The sequence below is a fragment of the Streptomyces sp. NPDC038135 genome, assembly GCF_055601245.1.
This window is the reverse complement of sequence record NZ_JBVJXS010000009.1, coordinates 195,065-211,386: the sequence shown is the minus strand read 5'-3', so window position 1 is coordinate 211,386 and position 16,322 is coordinate 195,065. Positions and strand designations below refer to the sequence as shown.

The 16,322-nt window shown below is 73.1% G+C and carries 16 protein-coding genes; 5 read left to right on the top strand and 11 right to left on the bottom strand.

The genetic code is table 11. The features are described from left to right. Positions 1-17: 17 nt before the first annotated feature. From ACZ7JA_RS26075 to ACZ7JA_RS26040, 8 genes are all read right to left on the bottom strand, one after another. Positions 18-872 carry a serine/threonine-protein kinase gene (locus tag ACZ7JA_RS26075; protein ID WP_389304745.1) on the bottom strand — a complete coding sequence of 285 codons (855 nt, stop codon included), beginning with the start codon at positions 870-872 and terminating at the stop codon, positions 18-20. Then, on the bottom strand, positions 869-2,704 hold the full coding sequence (locus ACZ7JA_RS26070; RefSeq protein ID WP_351663999.1) for an ABC transporter ATP-binding protein: 1,836 nt from the start codon (positions 2,702-2,704) through the stop codon (positions 869-871). Before ACZ7JA_RS26070 ends, ACZ7JA_RS26075 begins: the two co-directional genes overlap by 4 nt. 74 nt (positions 2,705-2,778) lie before the next feature. Beyond that, positions 2,779-2,979, bottom strand: a complete 201-nt coding sequence (locus ACZ7JA_RS26065) for a hypothetical protein (protein WP_470810675.1) — start codon at positions 2,977-2,979, stop codon at positions 2,779-2,781. Between the two features lie 96 nt (positions 2,980-3,075). Beyond that, positions 3,076-3,867, bottom strand: coding sequence for an FAD:protein FMN transferase (locus ACZ7JA_RS26060; RefSeq protein ID WP_389448450.1), 792 nt, complete (start codon positions 3,865-3,867; stop codon positions 3,076-3,078). A 4-nt stretch (positions 3,868-3,871) separates the two neighbouring features. Continuing rightward, entirely contained in the window at positions 3,872-4,699 is an 828-nt protein-coding gene (locus tag ACZ7JA_RS26055) for an FMN-binding protein (RefSeq protein WP_470810673.1), read from the bottom strand. Between the two features lie 17 nt (positions 4,700-4,716). Then, positions 4,717-6,099 (bottom strand): ferredoxin reductase family protein, encoded by a 1,383-nt coding sequence (locus ACZ7JA_RS26050; RefSeq protein WP_389304750.1) that lies wholly within the window; start codon positions 6,097-6,099, stop codon positions 4,717-4,719. Positions 6,100-6,158: 59 nt separating this feature from the next. Next, positions 6,159-6,629, bottom strand: a complete 471-nt coding sequence (locus ACZ7JA_RS26045; protein WP_470810671.1) for an FMN-binding protein — start codon at positions 6,627-6,629, stop codon at positions 6,159-6,161. Between the two features lie 11 nt (positions 6,630-6,640). Further along, positions 6,641-7,993, bottom strand: a complete 1,353-nt coding sequence (locus tag ACZ7JA_RS26040) for a ferredoxin reductase family protein (RefSeq protein WP_470810669.1) — start codon at positions 7,991-7,993, stop codon at positions 6,641-6,643. Positions 7,994-8,189: 196 nt separating this feature from the next. Between ACZ7JA_RS26040 and ACZ7JA_RS26035 the strand changes: the two genes are divergently transcribed. Both ACZ7JA_RS26035 and ACZ7JA_RS26030 read left to right on the top strand, forming a co-directional pair. Continuing rightward, positions 8,190-8,930, top strand: a complete 741-nt coding sequence (locus ACZ7JA_RS26035) for a response regulator transcription factor (RefSeq protein WP_351663985.1) — start codon at positions 8,190-8,192, stop codon at positions 8,928-8,930. Then, a complete protein-coding gene (locus ACZ7JA_RS26030) occupies positions 8,927-10,390 on the top strand; it encodes a sensor histidine kinase (protein ID WP_450750557.1) in 1,464 nt (487 codons plus the stop codon). Before ACZ7JA_RS26035 ends, ACZ7JA_RS26030 begins: the two co-directional genes overlap by 4 nt. Here ACZ7JA_RS26030 and ACZ7JA_RS26025 read toward each other — a convergent pair. From ACZ7JA_RS26025 to ACZ7JA_RS26015, 3 genes are all read right to left on the bottom strand, one after another. Beyond that, positions 10,377-11,078, bottom strand: a complete 702-nt coding sequence (locus tag ACZ7JA_RS26025; protein WP_351663981.1) for a L,D-transpeptidase family protein — start codon at positions 11,076-11,078, stop codon at positions 10,377-10,379. The two genes, ACZ7JA_RS26030 and ACZ7JA_RS26025, sit on opposite strands and share 14 nt — an antisense overlap. A 3-nt stretch (positions 11,079-11,081) precedes the next feature. Then, a complete protein-coding gene (locus tag ACZ7JA_RS26020) occupies positions 11,082-11,669 on the bottom strand; it encodes a pyridoxamine 5'-phosphate oxidase family protein (RefSeq protein WP_389304754.1) in 588 nt (195 codons plus the stop codon). Between the two features lie 123 nt (positions 11,670-11,792). Then, positions 11,793-12,242, bottom strand: coding sequence for a hypothetical protein (locus tag ACZ7JA_RS26015; protein WP_470810665.1), 450 nt, complete (start codon positions 12,240-12,242; stop codon positions 11,793-11,795). Positions 12,243-12,465: 223 nt separating this feature from the next. On the opposite strand from ACZ7JA_RS26015, the gene ACZ7JA_RS26010 reads away from it, so the two are divergent. The 3 genes from ACZ7JA_RS26010 (at position 12,466) to ACZ7JA_RS26000 (ending at position 16,316) form a co-directional block, all read left to right on the top strand. After that, positions 12,466-13,659 carry an argininosuccinate synthase gene (locus tag ACZ7JA_RS26010; protein ID WP_351663977.1) on the top strand — a complete coding sequence of 398 codons (1,194 nt, stop codon included), beginning with the start codon at positions 12,466-12,468 and terminating at the stop codon, positions 13,657-13,659. Between the two features lie 112 nt (positions 13,660-13,771). After that, the gene (gene argH / locus ACZ7JA_RS26005; RefSeq protein WP_351663975.1) at positions 13,772-15,229 is read left to right on the top strand and encodes an argininosuccinate lyase; all 1,458 of its coding nucleotides are present in this window, start codon (positions 13,772-13,774) and stop codon (positions 15,227-15,229) included. A gap of 115 nt (positions 15,230-15,344) precedes the next feature. Beyond that, a complete protein-coding gene (locus ACZ7JA_RS26000) occupies positions 15,345-16,316 on the top strand; it encodes an aldo/keto reductase (RefSeq protein WP_389448434.1) in 972 nt (323 codons plus the stop codon). The last annotated feature ends 6 nt before the right edge of the window (positions 16,317-16,322 follow it).

Sequence of the window (16,322 nt, the reverse complement as noted above, 5' to 3'; positions counted from 1 at the left end):
CGGGCCCCCGTCCCGCCTCAGTCGCGCGGGCCCTGCGGGCCCGGCAGGACCGAACCGAGCGCGGCGGCCAGTTCGGGGAGCGTGAGCCGGGCTTCCGGCGCGGGACGCAGACAGGCGTCGACGGCGGCGGCGAGGGCCGCCGGCAGACGCCGGCGGGAGGCGACCGGCGGGACGCTCTCCTGCGCCCGGGGGTACCGGTCGTCCGAGGCGCCGCCCGGCTCGTGCTCGCCGGAGGGAAGTTCGCCGCAGGCGGCCTCGAACAGGGTGATGCCGATGCCCCAGACGTCGGCGGCGGCCGTGAGCGGCTCGCCGCGGGCCTGTTCCGGCGCGAGGTAGCAGCAGGTGCCGATCCCGGTGGGCGCCGGACCGGGCGGCCGCGCGAGGCTCAGGTCCAGCACCTTCGTGTGCCCGCGCTCGACCACCACGTTGGACGGCTTGATGTCCAGGTGCAGCAGACCCTGCCGGTGCAGATAGTGCACCGCGGAGCACAACTGGGTGCCGAGCAGCGCCACGTCGGTGGCGGCCGGCCGGCGCCGCAGACGGTGCACGAGGTGGTCCAGCGTCTCGCCGGTCAGGGTCTCCAGGACGACCAGCGGTTCGGGCGCCTCCAGGGTCTCGTAGCCGCGCACCAGGTGCGGGTGGGTGAAGCGGCTCAGCCACCTGCCCTCCCGCAGCAGCCGCTCCGCCAGCCCCTCCTCGCCCCGCTGGTCCGGACGCAGCGCCTTGACCACGCAGCGGCAGGCCCGTTCCTCGCTCCAGGCGTCGTAGACGTCGAGCCAGCCGGTGCGCGCCAGGTGCGCCAGCACCTCGTAGCCCGGGGCCGGCGCCGCGCCCGGCGCGAGGGGCGGCGCCTCGGCGGTGGAGACGGTCACGACAGCACCTTCCCTTCGGCCGGGAGCCCGGACGCCGCGCTGAGCCGGTACTGCCGGGCGTACGCCCCGTCGCGCCCGATCAGTTCGTCGTGGGAGCCGTCCTCCACGACCCGGCCGTGGTCGAGCACCACGATGCGGGTGGCGTCGCGGACGGTCAGCAGGTTGTGGGAGATGACGATGGTCGTCCGTCCCGTCATGAGCCGGCGCAACGGGTCCATGATCCGCCGCCCCGACCGGGCGTCGAGCCCGGTGGTCGGCTCGTCCAGCAGCAGTACCGGGGCGTCCCTGATCATGGCGCGGGCGATCGCGAGCCGCTGGCACTGCCCGCCGGACAGGGTCCGGCCGCGCTGGCCGACCAGCGTGTCGTAGCCCTCAGGGAGCCGTTCGACGAACTCGTGCGCCTGCGCGGCGCGCGCCGCGGCCACGATGTCCGCCTCCGAGGCGTCCGGCCGGCCGTAGGCGATGTTCTCCCGCACGGTGCCGTGGAAGACGAGGGTCTCCTGCAGCACCACGGACACGCTCTCGCGCACGTCGGCCAGCCGCAGCTCTCGCAGGTCGGTCCCGTCCAGGAGTACGGCACCCCGCTCGGGGTCGTAGAAGCGCAGCTGCAGTTTCGCGACCGTCGACTTGCCGGCCCCGCTGGCTCCCACCAGTGCCAGCGTCTCCCCCGGCGCCGCGTGGAAGGACACCCCCGACAGGGCCCAGGCCGGGGCGCCGGGGTAGCGGAACCAGACGCCGTCGAACCGCACGTCCCCGCGGGCCCGCCCGGTCCGCCTGGCCTGCGGAGCCTCGGCCACCTGCGGCCGCTGGTCCAGCAGTTCGATGATCCGCTCGGCGGAGGCGGAGGCCGCGTAGAACGTGGTCCCGAGCTGGGACAGGCCGCGCACCGGGCTGTAGAGCTTGCTGATCAGGGCGAGGAAGACCATGAGACCGCCCAGCGTGAGCTGCCCCTGGGCGAGCTTCCAGGTGCCGAGGCCCATGACCGCCAGGCCGCCGGAAACCTCGATGAGCTCCACGATGGGACGGTAGACGGCGCGGATCCGCGTCGAGGCCATCACCGCCCGGAACCTGCCGAGGTTCTCCCGGTGGAAGCGGTGTTCCTCCCAGCCCTGGCGGTTGTACGCCTGCACCAGCGCGACGTTGCCCAGCGACTCCTCGGCGATCGCGCTCAGCGAGCCGCTGCGCCGCCTGCGCTCCCGGGCCGCCTCCTTGCTGAGCCGGGAGAAGTGCCGGGCGGCGGCCCAGAACACCGGCACGATGACCAGGGCCAGCAGGGTCAGGTCCCAGGCGAGGGAGAACAGCAGGCCGAGGAAGACACCGAGGCGGACCACGTAGTACAGGGCGTCCGCCACACCGGACAGCAGGAACGTCTCGACCGCGTCGACGTCGCCGGTCACCCGGGACAGCACGTCCCCGAGCCGCCGGCGCTCGAAGAAGCCGAGCGACAGCCCCTGGACGTGCCGGAAGACGTCGGAGCGCAGCGAGAGCAGGAAGCGCTCCCCGACCCAGGTCGAGGTCACGTCGTCGGCGAACGCGAGGATGCCGGAGAAGAGGATGAGGCCCAGGTAGGTCGGGGCGATCCACAGGAACGGCCCCAGGTCGCGGGGGACCAGCACGTCGTCGATGACGATCTTGAAGAGCCAGATCTCCGCCGCGTCGACGGCGGGACCGACCAGGCTGAAGACGACGATGGGGATCAGCCAGCGCCGGCCGCCCCGGGTGTAGGGCCAGAATCTCCGGAAGACCTCGCGCGGGGGCACCGGGGGCGCGGCCTCGACGACGGCGTCCGAGGACTCACCGAGCGCCATCAGACGCCGCCAGACCTTTGCCATGTCACGCAGTCCTCAGCTACCCGCAGAGCGGACCGGGTCCGTCCGGATCCGGTCCGCTCTGCTGCGGGTGATGATCAGTAACCGCCGTGGCCGCCGTGTCCGCCATGGCCGCCGTGGCCGCCGCTGTGACCGTGGCGGTCACCGTGGTTGAAGCCTCCGAAGCTGTTGTTACCGCGACCGCTGTTGTTGTGCCCGAATCCCGACCCGCCGCCGTGTCCGGAGCCGCCGCCATGGTCCCGGCGGTTGGCAGGCATCAGGCTGCTGAAGATGGCCATGTTCGTTCCTCCTGAAACTTGCTCCACTTGGGATACGTCCCGAGGCGGAAGATAGATGGCGATTCGGGCGAAAAGTCCGAACTTCCTCCAGTCTGCTCAGCCCAGCCGCGCTGCCAGCCCCCCGGTGCACCGCACCTCGTCCCCGGCCGTGATCAGCAGACCCTCCACGCCGGGCAGCGACTCCAGCCAGGCGAGACCGGCCCGCGAGCCCATCGCGAACGCGGCCGTGGCCCAGCAGTCCACCCATGTCAGCCGCGGTCCGACCACCGTCACCGAGACCAGGTCGGTGACCGCCGGGCGGCCGGTGCGCGGATCCACGATGTGCGTGCCCCGCTCCGCCGTGCCGGACGTGGCCACGGACAGCTCGTCCGCGCCCGCCGCCGAGATCACCGCGGCCAGCCCGCCCGGCCGAACGGGGTCGGCCACCCCCACCCGCCACGGCCGCTGCGGCTCCGGCGCGCCCAGCATCTGGACGTCGCCGCCGCCGTTCACGCTGACCCCGCACACCCCGTCCACCGCCGCCAGCAGCCGGGCGGCCCGTTCCGCCGCCCAGCCCTTCACGATTCCCGTCGGGTCGAGAGAGCCCTGGTACCGGGGGCTGAACCAGCCGTCGCTGACCCGCTCCGCCTCGGCCGCCAACTCCAGCACCTCGGCCACCTCGGGCGCGCACCGCTCCTCGGTCAGCTCGCCCCGGGCCAGCCGGGACAGCTCGCTGTCCTCGCGGTAGGTGGAGAACAGCGCGTCCGCCCGGTGGAGTCCGGCGACCGCCCCGGCCAGCGCCTCACGCACCGCGTCGGGCCGCCCGCCGCGCACGTCGAAGGAGAAGACGGTCCCCATGACCTCCTCCGCGTGCCGCACCGCCGCTGGGGCGCCGGCCGGTCCGGTCATCGGATCACCCACCGGCCTGGTCGAGCGCGGACTGCAGCGACTGCTGGTAGCCGGTGCTGGTGTACGTCGCCCCGGACACCGCGTCGATGCCGGCGTTCCCGGCGGCCACGGCCTCCTGGTTCAGCTTCGGCACGGCAAGCGCGGTCTTCTGGCCGCTGACCCCGCCCTTCGGCGCCTGCACGGCCGCCGCCTGGGTGATCCTGCCCCCGCTGACCGTGATCCTGACCTGCACCGGGCCGTACTGCGTCTGCGCGACCCGGCCGGTCACGGTCCGGGTCCGAGCGGCCCCCGAGGCACCGGCGCCCGATCCGGAGCCGCCGGAACCGGAACCGGCGCCCGATCCGGAACCGGCGCCGGACCCGGAGGACGGCGCCTTCACCTTGTCCAGCGCCGACTGCAGCGACTTCTTGTACCCCGCGCTGGTGTACGTCGCCCCGGACACCGCGTCGATGTCGGCGTTCCCCGCGGCCACGGCCTCCTGGTTGAGCTTCGGCACGGCGAGCGCGGTCTTCTGGTCGCTGACCCCGCCCTTGGGCGCCTGCACCGCCTCGGCCTTGGTGATCTTCCCGTCCGTGACGGTCAGCCGCACCTGCACGGCCCCGTACTGGGTCTGCGCCGCGTCACCGGTGACGGTGCCCGCCGCCGCGCCACCGCCCTGCTTCCCGCCCTGCGGCGCCTGCTGCGCGGCCGCGCCCGGCTGCGGGGCGGCGCCGGCCGCCGGCGCCGCCGCCGCCGGGTCCGACGCGGGCTTCAGCGACAGCAGCAGCACGACTCCGGACACGGTGGCCGCGGTGGCCAGCACGACGCGCCGAATGGGGTGGCTCTTCCTCATCGCTCAGCAGCTCCCGCTCACATCTCGAACGACTCGTGGTGGATACGCCGCGCGGGGACCCCCGCGCCGCGCAGTGCCTCGTACACGGACTGCGCGAACCCGGGCGGCCCGCACATGAACACGTCGTGGCGGTCGACGTCCGGGATCTTCCGCTGGAGGTTCTCCGCGGAGATGTCCGGCCGCTCGCCGTCCGGGCTGTTGACCGCGTACATCAGGCGGGCGCCGCGTTCCTCGGCGATCGCGGCCAGCTCGTCCCACAGTGCCAGGTCCTGGGTGGTGTTGGCCCGGTAGAGCAGGGTGATGTCACCGGCCGCCCCGGGCAGCGTCTCGAACAGCGCCCGCATCGGCGTGATGCCGACGCCGCCCGCCACCAGCAGCACCTTGCCCCGGCTGCGCCGCTGCGCGGTGAGCGCCCCGTACGGGCCCTCCGCCCACACCCGGGTGCCGGGCTCCAGTTCGCGCAGCCGGGAGCTGTGGTCGCCGATCGCCTTCACCGTGATCCGCAGCATGTCCGGCCGGGGCGCCGCGGACAGCGAGTACGGGTGCGAGCTGAACCGCATCCCGGGGGCGAGGAACCGCCAGCGGAAGAACTGCCCCGCCTCCGCGCCCATCCGGTGCAGCCGCCGCCCGCCGATCAGCACCGACACGATGCCCGGCGTCTCCTCGATCACCGCCTCGACGCGCATCCGGTGACGGACGTTCAGCCGGACCGGGGTGATGATCCGGTACCAGAGCACCAGCGCCGTGACAGCGCCGTACAGCCCGTACCAGAAGGTCTTGGCCACCGGCTCGACCGCGAAGTCGTTGCCGGTGGTGATCTGGTGCCAGAACGTCAGGAACACCGCCGCGTACGTCAGCAGGTGCACGTGGTACCAGGCGTCGTACGGCAGCCGGCGGCGGATCCCGCCCACCGAGCTGACCCCGATCAGCACGAACAGACCCGTGCCGATGGCGGCCTTGCCCATGTCCGGAAGCTGTTCGACGGAGTCGACGGTCTGCTGGACCACGTCGCCGAGCGACCTGCCCGCCTGCAGCGCGTAGCCCCACATGGTGAGGAAGACGTGCGCGACGATCAGGCAGAGCGTGTAACGGCCGCTCATCGCGTGCCAGCGGGCCACCCGGTCGGAGCCGACCCGCCGCTCCAGCGCCGGTACCCGCGCCATCTGCAGCACGACCAGTGCCATCAGATAGCCCGCCAGCAGACCGGTGATCCGGCCCGCGTTCAGGATCCTGCCGTTGTTGTCCGCGATGGCCGGGGTGTTGTGCCACCAGAGCCACAGCACGGCCGCCGCGCCCGCCCAGACCGCGATCAGCAGCGGAACGGCCGGGGAGCGGCGCGGGCGGATGCGGCGCATCGTCTGGCGGCGGGCGGCACGTCCGCCTGCGAGCGTGGTGGTCACGGTTCCTCCGTGGGGACTTGACCCTTGGCCCTGAGATACGCGCCGTGCGCGCGGAGTGTTCAGAGGCCCCCCGAGTCCAGCGCGGACTGGAGCGACCGGCGGTAGCCGTCGCTGGTGTACGTGGCTCCCGAGACCGAGTCGATCTGCGCGCTCTGCGCGTCCAGCGCCTCGCGCCGCAACTGCGGGATGGCGTAGCTGTTGATCTCGCGGTCGCGCGGGTTCTCCGTCGGGTAGGTGACCGCCGTGACGTCGGTGAGCTTGCCGCTCTTGATCGTCACCCGCACCTGGACCGGGCCCCAGCGGGTCTGGACGGTGTCGCCGGTGGCCGTCCGGGTCCCGGTGGCGGGCGCCTTGGTGGTACCCGGGGTGGCGCCGGCGCCGCTGCTCGTGGGCGCGGGCGCGGGGGTGCCGGCGGCGAGCCCGGGACCGGTGTGCGGCTTGAGCGACAGCAGCAGCACCATCCCGGAGACGGTGGCCGCGCTCGCCAGCACGATGCGGCGGAAGGGGCGGTTCTTGTTCAGCGCGTGCACGGAAGGCGACCTCACAGCTCGAAGGACTCGTGGTGGATACGGCGGTCCGGCACCCGGGCCGCCCGCAGCGCCTGGTACACGTCCTGCGCGAAACCGTGCGGGCCGCATAGGTAGACGTCGTGCCCGGCCAGGTCCGGGAAGTTCGCCCGGAGCGACTCGGCGCTGAAGTCCGGCCGCTGCCCGTGCGGCCCGTTGAGCGCGTACAGCACCCGGCCGCCGCGCCGGCGGGCGATCGCCTCCAGCTCGCCGCCCAGCGCCAGGTCCTCGGCGTTGCGGGCCCGGTACAGCAGGGTGACCTCGCCGGGCAGCGTCTCGAACAGCGCCCGCAGCGGGGTGATCCCGACGCCGGCCGCGATCAGCAGGGAGCGGTGCGAGGTGGCCCGGTCCGCGGTCAGGGAGCCGTACGGGCCCTCCGCCCACACCCGGGTGCCCGGCCGCAGCAGCGGCACCGCCGCGCTGTGGTCGCCGAGCGCCTTCACCGTGATCCGCAGCAGGTCCGGGCGCGGCGGCGCCGACAGCGAGTACGGCGTGGACGTCCAGCCCATGCCCTCGCCCAGGAACCGCCAGCGGAAGAACTGCCCCGGCCGCGCCCCCAGCTCGTCCAGGTGCCGGCCGCGCACGACGACCGAGTACACGCCCGGCGCCTCCTTGTGCACCGAGTCCACCCGCAGCCGGTGCCGCCGGTTGAGCCGCACGGGCGCGAGGATCCGGAACCACACCGCCAGGGCCGCCACCCCGAGGTACAGCGCGTACCAGACGGCGGTGGCCACCGGCCTGCCGTTGAACTGGTCGCCCAGCGTGAGCTGGTGGAAGAAGGCCAGGAACACGGCCGCGTACGTCAGCAGGTGGACGTAGTACCAGAACTCGTAGCTGGTGCGGCGCCGCGCGGCCCGGGCCGAGGTGATGCCGACCGCGAACAGGATCACCGTGCCGGCGGTCGCCTTCAGCATGTCCGGGTAGTCCAGGACCACCGTCACCGCCTCGTGCCACAGCGAGGCCCCGTCCTGCGCCGCGTACCCGGCGAGGATGAGCACCACGTGCGCGAGCAGCAGGCAGATCGTGTAGCGGCCGGCCATCGCGTGCCAGCGCGCCACCCGGTCCGAGCCGATCCGCACCTCCAGCAGCGGCACCCGGGCCATGAGCCCGACCAGCACCGCGCAGGCGTACCCGCACAGCAGGCCGGCGATCCGCCCGGCCCCGGTCAGCCAGCCGGCCGTGCCGACCACGGACCCGGTGTCCGTCCACCAGAGCGCGACCACGGCCGCCGCCCCCGCCCACAGCGCGGCCAGCACCCAGCCCGCCGGGGCATGCCGCGCCGCCCCAGGCAGGGGCGGGGCCGCCCGCCTCGTATACACGGTGGTCATCAGTGCCGTTCCCTTCGTCCGTCAGCCATGCCACTGTGCGGGCGCAAGTTCTGAGGCACCTCTGAAAAACCGGCTTGGGCGGGGTCCCGGGGGGCTTTCTCAGAGACATCTCAGACAGCCGCCCGCACGCTCAGAGGAAACTCAGAGGGGGGCGGGCGGACGGCCGGCCCCGTCAGGGGCGATGCTGGTAGGCGCCATGAACACCACTCGCTCCGGCCGCCCGGCCCTCACCCGACCCGACGGCACCCCGCTGCGCGTCCTGGTCGTCGACGACGACCCCGACCTCGCGGAGGTGCTGACCGGCGCCCTGCGCTACGAGGGCTGGGAGGTGCGCGCGGCCGGCGACGGCGCCGCCGCGGTCAGCGCCGCGCGCGAGCTGCTGCCCGACGCCGTCGTCCTCGACGTGATGCTGCCCGACACCGACGGCTTCGCCGTGCTGCGGCGGCTGCACGAGGTCAAGCCCGAGGTCTGCGTGCTGTTCCTCACCGCCCGGGACGCGGTCGAGGACCGCATCGCCGGCATCACCGCGGGCGGCGACGACTACGTCACCAAGCCCTTCAGCCTTGAGGAGGTCGTCGCCCGGCTGCGCGGCCTGCTGCGCCGGGCCGGCATGGCCCGCCAGCAGGAGGACGGGCCCCGGCTGGTCGTGGGGGACCTGGTCATGGACGAGGAGGCCCGCGAGGTGACCCGGTCCGGTGAGCTGATCGAACTGTCACCGACCGAGTTCGAGCTGCTGCGCTTCCTCATGCGCAACCCGCGCCGGGTGCTCAGCAAGGCCCAGATCCTCGACCGGGTCTGGTCCTACGACTTCGGCGGCCGGGCCCATGTGGTCGAGCTGTACATCTCCTATCTGCGCAAGAAGGTGGACGCGGGCCGCGAGCCCATGATCCACACGGTGCGCGGGGCGGGCTACGTACTGAAGCCGGTGACGCGGTGAGGAGCGCACGCCGGCTGCCCCGCCCCCGCACCCTGCGCGCCCGGCTCACCGTCGGCCTCGTGGTCCTGCTCGCGGTGAGCTGCGCGGCCGTGGGACTCGCCGCGGTCGTCGAGCTGAACGGCTTCCTGACCCAGCGCCTGGACGAACAGCTCGTCCAGGTCGGCACCCGGTTCCCGGAGAGCATGGAGCACGCCGCGCCGCGCACGGACCACGACGGCGACGAGCCCCTCGACACCCGCCGCCAGGCCACCGGCACCTTCGGCGCGCGCCTGCTGGACGGCCGGGTCACCCACAAGGGCCTCATCCGCTCCGGCGACCCCTCCGCCGACCTGAACGTCGACCTGACGGCCGGGGACCAGCGGCGGCTCGCCCGGCTCCCGGCCGACGGCCGCCCCCACACCATCGAGCTGTCCGCACTGCACGACTACCGGGTCATCGCCTCCCCGGGCCGGGACGGGGACGTCCTGATCGTCGGCCTTCCGCTGGAGCCGGTCGAGGCCACCGTGCACCGCCTGGAACGGGTGGCCGGCGTCGTCTTCGGCCTCGCGCTCGTGGTCACCGGCGTGGCCGGGGCGCTCTGGGTCCGCTGGTCGCTGCGCCCGCTGAGCCGGGTCGCCGCCACCGCCACCCGGGTCAGCGAGCTGCCGCTCGCCAGCGGCGAGGTCGCCCTGCCGCCCCGCGCCCCGGTCTCCGACCCGCGCAGCGAGGTGGGCCAGGTGGCGGCCGCCTTCGACCGCATGCTCGGCCATGTCGAGGGCGCCCTGACCAAACGGCACGCCAGCGAGGAGCGGCTGCGCCGCTTCGCCGCCGACGCCAGCCACGAGCTGCGCACCCCCGTCGCCTCGGTCCGCGGCCACGCCGAACTCGCCCTCCTGCACCCCGGCCCGGTGCCGCCGGAGGTGCACCGCGCCCTGGAGCGCATCGCCGCCGAGTCCTCCCGCATGGGCGAGATGGTCGACGACCTGCTCCTGCTGGCCCGCCTGGACGCCGGCCGTCCCCTGGAGCGCCGCCCGGTCGACCTGACCCGGCTGGTGCTGGACGCGGTGACGGACGCGCGGGCCGCGGGCCCCGGCCACCGCTGGACGCTGGACCTGCCGGAGGAGCCGGTGACGGTGACGGGCGACGCCCACCGGCTTCACCAGGTGCTGGCCAACCTGCTGGCCAACGCCCGGCTGCACACCCCCGACGGCACCGAGGTGACGGTGACCCTGGCGGCCGGGGACGGCACGGCCCGCCTCTCGGTCCACGACGACGGCCCCGGCGTCCCCGAGGACGTGCGGCCGGGCGTCTTCGAACGGTTCACCCGCGCCGAGCACCGCCGCCGCGCGGACGCCTCCGGCGGCGGCGCGGGACTCGGCCTGTCGATCGTGGCGGCCGTGGTGGAGGCGCACGACGGCGGCGTCGAGCTGGAGAGCAAGCCGGGATCGACGACCTTCACGGTGCGGCTCAGTACCGCGTGACCGCCGTGGCGCCGTCCGCGGTACCGATCGCGACGTGCGGCCCGCGGGCCGGATCCGCCCAGCTCATGATCTTCCGCATGGCGTCCTCGGGCACGGACACGCAGCCCGCCGTCGCGCCCTCGCCGTTCACGTGCAGGAAGATCCCGGCGCCGCGCCCGCGCACGGGCCGGTCGTAGTTGAAGCCGATGACGAGCGCGTACCCGTACTGGGGGTCGTAGGAGCTCAGCTTCTCGGACTGCGCGGCCCGGCAGTCGGCGGGCAGCGGCTCGGTCCAGCGGTTGTACGACGTGGAGTCGTTGTCCTGGCACCACCAGGAGGCGGTCGTCACCGGCCGGTACTCGACGCGGGTCCCGGCCGGGGCGGCCCTGATGCCGAAGCCGAACGGGATGTCGTACAGGCCGGTCGGCGTCGTGTTCGTGCCCTGCACGCGCGCACCGCCTTCCACCAGCCCGTTCGCCCCGAACCGGGCGGGCGCGGAGCCCGTCTCGGTCCACTTCCCGTCCCGCAGGTCCCACCAGGTCACCGTCCCCGACGTCGAGCCGGCGCCCGGCGCCGACGCGGTGATCAGCTGGGTGCCGCCCCCGGTGTCCGCCATCCGCGCGGGCAGCGGCTCCGCGTCGTGCCCGGGGGAGAGACCGAGCACGCAGACGGACGCGGACACGAGGGCGAGGACGACACCTTGGCGCATGGCTCAGACGCTAGACGGGGGGAGCGGCAACGGCAGCCCGGGTAGTCCGTCCAGGCTCGTCGCCACGTGCTCCTTCTTGGCGAAGTAGGCGCTCAGCGAGGCGTCGTCCTCCCGCGCGAACCGCCTCCCGTGCAGGTCGCGGTCCTCCTCGTACGCCATGAGGGGGACGGCGTAACCGCAGCTGTCGCGGATCAGCTCGGCGTGCACGACGACGACGGCGCGCAGTCCGTGGAGGCTCGGGTCGATGTCCGGGAAGCGGGCGAGCAGACCGGCGAAGCGCGGGTCGTCGCGGAAGACCGGCTCACCCCGGCCGTGCACCCGGACGATGTTCGGCGGCCCCTGGAAGGCGCACCACATGAGGGTGATGCGGCCGTTCTCCCGCAGGTGCGCGATCGTCTCCGCGCCGGAACCGGCGAAGTCCAGGTAGGCCACGGTGAGTTCGTCCAGCACCGCGAACGAGCCGCGCAGTCCCTTGGGGGAGAGGTTGACCGTGCCGTCGCCGGAGAGGGGAGCGGTGGCCGTGAAGAAGAGGGGCTGCTCCTCGATGAACGTCCGGAGCCTGCCGTCCAAGCGTGCGTGAGTCTTTCCCATGTCCGGCGATTATCGACCGGATTCCTTCGCCTGTCTAAGTAATTGCCGTGCGCTGTACGGGCATTCGTTCGGTCGCGGCCACCCCGGCCGGCGTCTGCGGGGTGGCCGCGCCCTCCTGTCACCTCACTTCGTGAGCGTGCAGGCGGCGAGGGTGTCGAGGCCGGTGGGCCTGGTGGAGGTGCGGCCGATGGCGATGGCGATGCGGTCGATGGTGGAGGCGCGCTTGTCCTTGAGGGGGCCGAGGATGGCGTTGTTCACGAAGTCGGGTCCGCCCTGGCCGACGGTTCTGGCGAGCCGCGTGTTCGCTTCCTGGATCTGGGTCTGGAGCAGGGTGAGGTTGCGGTCGACCTCGGCCTTGGCGGACGCCGGTACGGCGGGCAGCCGGGAGGCGACGTCGGGGCAGGTGATGGTGCCGGGCGCGGCGAGCGTGCGGGCGTTCGCCGCGCCGCCGTTCCCGCCGGGCGTCCCGGCGAGCGCGGAACCGGCGACCACCGCGCCGGACAGCACCACGGCGGCGGCGCCGCCGATGACCGCCACGCGACGCCTGTCGTACTTCGGAAGAGCCCTGGACATGCGGAAGCCTCACTCGGGTCGGGGATACGGGAGCGGTTCGTGGGGGTTCGGGTCGGGCAACGCGGCGCCTGCGTTCGGAGGTGATTACGGGAAAGCGATTTCATCCGTTCAACCGGACGCCGGAACTCCCCGGAGGCCCCGGCTCGCCGGAGCGGCGATTGACGAATCATGCGGAGTTCTGCATACTCATGCATGTCAGCGAATGCACTGTGAGGAGAAACCCGTGACCGAGCGCGTCGTACTCGCCTATTCAGGCGGTCTGGACACCTCCGTCGCCATCGGCTGGATCGCCGAGGAGACGGGCGCCGAGGTCATCGCCGTTGCGGTCGACGTCGGCCAGGGCGGCGAGGACCTGGACGTCATCCGCAAGCGCGCCCTCGCGTGCGGCGCCGTCGAGGCCGAGGTCGCCGACGCCAAGGACGAGTTCGCCGAGGAGTACTGCCTCCCGGCGATCAAGGCCAACGCCCTCTACATGGACCGCTACCCGCTGGTCTCCGCCCTGTCCCGGCCGACGATCGTCAAGCACCTGGTCGCCGCCGCCCAGAAGCACGGCGCCACCACGGTCGCCCACGGCTGCACCGGCAAGGGCAACGACCAGGTCCGCTTCGAGGCCGGCATCGTCGCCCTCGCCCCGGACCTGAAGTGCATCGCCCCGGTCCGCGACTACGCGATGACCCGGGACAAGGCGATCGCCTTCTGCGAGGCCAAGCAACTCCCGATCGCCACCACCAAGAAGTCCCCGTACTCCATCGACCAGAACGTCTTCGGGCGCGCCGTCGAGACGGGCTTCCTGGAGGACATCTGGAACGCGCCGATCGAGGACATCTACGAGTACACCTCCAACCCGGCCGTCCAGCGTGAGGCCGACGAGGTGGTCATCACCTTCAAGGAGGGCGTCCCGGTCGCGATCGACGGCAAGCCCGTCAGCGTGCTGCAGGCCATCCAGCAGCTCAACGAGCGGGCCGGCGCCCAGGGCATCGGCCGGATCGACATGGTCGAGGACCGCCTGGTCGGCATCAAGTCCCGCGAGGTGTACGAGGCCCCCGGCGCGATCGCCCTGATCACCGCCCACCAGGAGCTGGAGAACGTCACCGTCGAGCGCGAGCTGGCCCGCTACAAGCGGCAGGTCGAGCAGCGCTGGGGCGAGCTGGTCTACGACGGCCAGTGGTTCTCCCCGCTCAAGCGCGCCCTGGACGGCTTCGTCAACGAGGCCAACCAGCACGTCTCCGGCGACATCCGGATGACCCTGCACGGCGGCCGCGCCGTCGTCACCGGCCGGCGCTCGGAGTCGTCGCTGTACGACTTCAACCTCGCCACCTACGACACCGGCGACACCTTCGACCAGGCCGCGGCCAAGGGCTTCATCGACATCTACAGCCTGTCGTCGAAGATCGCCGCCAAGCGCGACCTGGGCTGAGCCGGGGCGACCCCGTACGGGTCACCTCGCACGCATCGCCTGACAGCCGCCTCCCCGCCTGCAAGGGTGGGGAGGCGGCCGCACAGAGACGACTTCTCGAGGAGCAACGCAAGTGAGCAGCAACAGCGGTGACGTACGGCTCTGGGGCGGCCGTTTCGCCGACGGTCCCGCCGAGGCCCTGGCGAAGCTGTCCGCGTCCGTCCACTTCGACTGGCGGCTCGCGCCCTACGACATCGCGGGCTCCCGCGCCCACGCCCGCGTCCTGCACAAGGCGGGGCTCCTCACCGAGGACGAGCTGACGCGCATGATCGCCGGGCTCGACCGGCTGGAGGCGGACGTGGCGGACGGCTCCTTCGTCGGCACCATCGCCGACGAGGACGTCCACACCGCCCTGGAGCGCGGCCTGCTGGAGCGCCTCGGCCCCGACCTCGGCGGCAAGCTGCGCGCCGGCCGCTCCAGGAACGACCAGGTCGCGACGCTCTTCCGGATGTACCTGCGGGACCACGCCCGGATCATCGGCGGTCTGATCGCGGAACTCCAGGACGCCCTGATCGGCCTCGCCGAGGCCCACCCCGACGTGGCGATGCCCGGCCGCACCCACCTGCAGCACGCCCAGCCGGTGCTCTTCGCCCACCACGTGCTCGCGCACGTGCAGTCCCTGTCCCGGGACGCCGAGCGGCTGCGCCAGTGGGACGAGCGCACGGCCGTCTCGCCGTACGGCTCCGGCGCCCTGGCCGGCTCCTCGCTGGGCCTGGACCCGGAGGCGGTGGCGAAGGACCTCGGCTTCGAGCACGGCAGCGCCGGCAACTCCATCGACGGCACGGCGTCCCGCGACTTCGTGGCGGAGTTCGCCTTCGTCACCGCGATGATCGGGGTCAACCTGTCCCGGATCGCCGAGGAGATCATCATCTGGAACACGAAGGAGTTCTCCTTCGTGACCCTGCACGACGCGTTCTCCACCGGCTCGTCGATCATGCCGCAGAAGAAGAACCCGGACATCGCCGAGCTGGCGCGCGGCAAGTCGGGCCGGCTGATCGGCAACCTGACCGGTCTCATGGCGACGCTGAAGGCCCTGCCCCTCGCGTACAACCGAGACCTCCAGGAGGACAAGGAGCCGGTCTTCGACTCCTGCGACCAGCTCGAGGTCCTGCTCCCGGCCTTCACCGGCATGATGGCCACCCTCACGGTCAACCGCGAGCGCATGGAGGAGCTGGCCCCGGCCGGTTTCTCGCTCGCCACCGACATCGCCGAGTGGCTGGTGAAGCAGGGCGTGCCGTTCCGCGTGGCCCACGAGGTCGCGGGGGAGTGTGTGAAGGTCGCCGAGGCCGAGGGCAAGGAGCTGGACGAGCTCACGGACGAGCAGTTCGCGAAGATCTCCGCCCACCTCACCCCGGAGGTCCGCTCGGTCCTCGACGTGCCCGGCGCGCTCGCCTCCCGCAGCGGCCGCGGCGGCACGGCGCCGAGCGCGGTCGCCGTCCAGCTCGCCGAGGTCAAGGCGGACGTGGCGGCCCAGCACGCGTGGGCCACCGCGCCCCGCAAGGCGTACGCGGGTCCGCGCGGCGACGCGTAGGGCGCCCGCCCTCGCCGAAGCGGCGGTCCGGCCGAGTCGTCGGGCGGATCCCGAAGGCGTCGCGGGTTACGTTGGTCGTCGAAGCCGTACCGGAGCCGACCGAACGGAGCCTGCGATGCCTTTCGCCCGCCTCGCGACAGCGACCACGCCGACGAGCCACATCGGCCTCGGCCTGGCCGCGGTGGGCCGCCCCGGCTACATCAACCTCGGCCGCGAGCAGGACCTCGGCGAGGACCGGAGCATCGAGGCCCTGCGCGCGCGTACTCACGAACTCCTCGACGCCGCCTACGCGCAGGGCGTGCGCTACTTCGACGTGGCCCGCTCCTACGGCCGCTCCGAGGAGTTCCTCGCCGACTGGCTGACCGCCCGTCCGGACGTCGACGACGTGGTCGTCGGCAGCAAGTGGGGCTACACCTACACCGCCGGCTGGTCCACCGACGCCGAACGGCACGAGGTGAAGGACCACGGCCTGGCGACGTACGAGCGGCAGCGCGCGGAGACCGGAGAACTGCTCGGCGACCGGCTCGACCTCTACCAGATCCACTCGGTGACCCCGGACAGCCCGGCCCTCACCGACAAGGAACTCCACGCCCGACTCGCCGAGGCGGCCGCCGGCGGACTCACCGTCGGCTTCTCCACCAGCGGACCCGCCCAGGCCGACGCCATCCGCGCCGCGCTCGCGGTGACGGTCGAGGGCGAGCCGCTCTTCCGCACCGTCCAGTCGACGTACAACGCCCTGGAGACGTCGGCCGGACCCGCGCTGGCCGAGGCGCACGACGCCGGGCTGACCGTGATCGTCAAGGAGGGCATGGCCAACGGCCGGCTCGCCGCGCCGCACGCCCCGGACACGCTGAGGTCGGTGGCCGAGGAGACCGGCCTCGGCTGCGACGCCGTGGCCCTCGCCCTGGTCCTGCGGCAGCCCTGGGCCGGTGTCGTCCTCTCGGGCGCCGCGACGCTCGACCAGCTCGCCTCCAACCTGCACGCGGCCGTCGTGGACCTCGACGTGGACCAGCTCACCCGGCTCGCCACGCTGGTGGAGGACCCGCGCGCCTACTGGGAGCGGCGCGGACAGCTCCCCTGGCACTGACCGTCA

Coding starts and splice junctions, on each gene's coding strand:
- ACZ7JA_RS26070 (WP_351663999.1), bottom strand. CDS start 2,704: ATGGCAAAGGTCTGGCGGCGTCTGATGGCGCTCGGTGAGTCCTCGGAC.
- ACZ7JA_RS26065 (WP_470810675.1), bottom strand. CDS start 2,979: ATGGCCATCTTCAGCAGCCTGATGCCTGCCAACCGCCGGGACCATGGC.
- ACZ7JA_RS26060 (WP_389448450.1), bottom strand. CDS start 3,867: ATGACCGGACCGGCCGGCGCCCCAGCGGCGGTGCGGCACGCGGAGGAG.
- ACZ7JA_RS26055 (WP_470810673.1), bottom strand. CDS start 4,699: ATGAGGAAGAGCCACCCCATTCGGCGCGTCGTGCTGGCCACCGCGGCC.
- ACZ7JA_RS26040 (WP_470810669.1), bottom strand. CDS start 7,993: ATGACCACCGTGTATACGAGGCGGGCGGCCCCGCCCCTGCCTGGGGCG.
- ACZ7JA_RS26035 (WP_351663985.1), top strand. CDS start 8,190: ATGAACACCACTCGCTCCGGCCGCCCGGCCCTCACCCGACCCGACGGC.
- ACZ7JA_RS26025 (WP_351663981.1), bottom strand. CDS start 11,078: ATGCGCCAAGGTGTCGTCCTCGCCCTCGTGTCCGCGTCCGTCTGCGTG.
- ACZ7JA_RS26020 (WP_389304754.1), bottom strand. CDS start 11,669: ATGGGAAAGACTCACGCACGCTTGGACGGCAGGCTCCGGACGTTCATC.
- ACZ7JA_RS26015 (WP_470810665.1), bottom strand. CDS start 12,242: ATGTCCAGGGCTCTTCCGAAGTACGACAGGCGTCGCGTGGCGGTCATC.
- ACZ7JA_RS26000 (WP_389448434.1), top strand. CDS start 15,345: ATGCCTTTCGCCCGCCTCGCGACAGCGACCACGCCGACGAGCCACATC.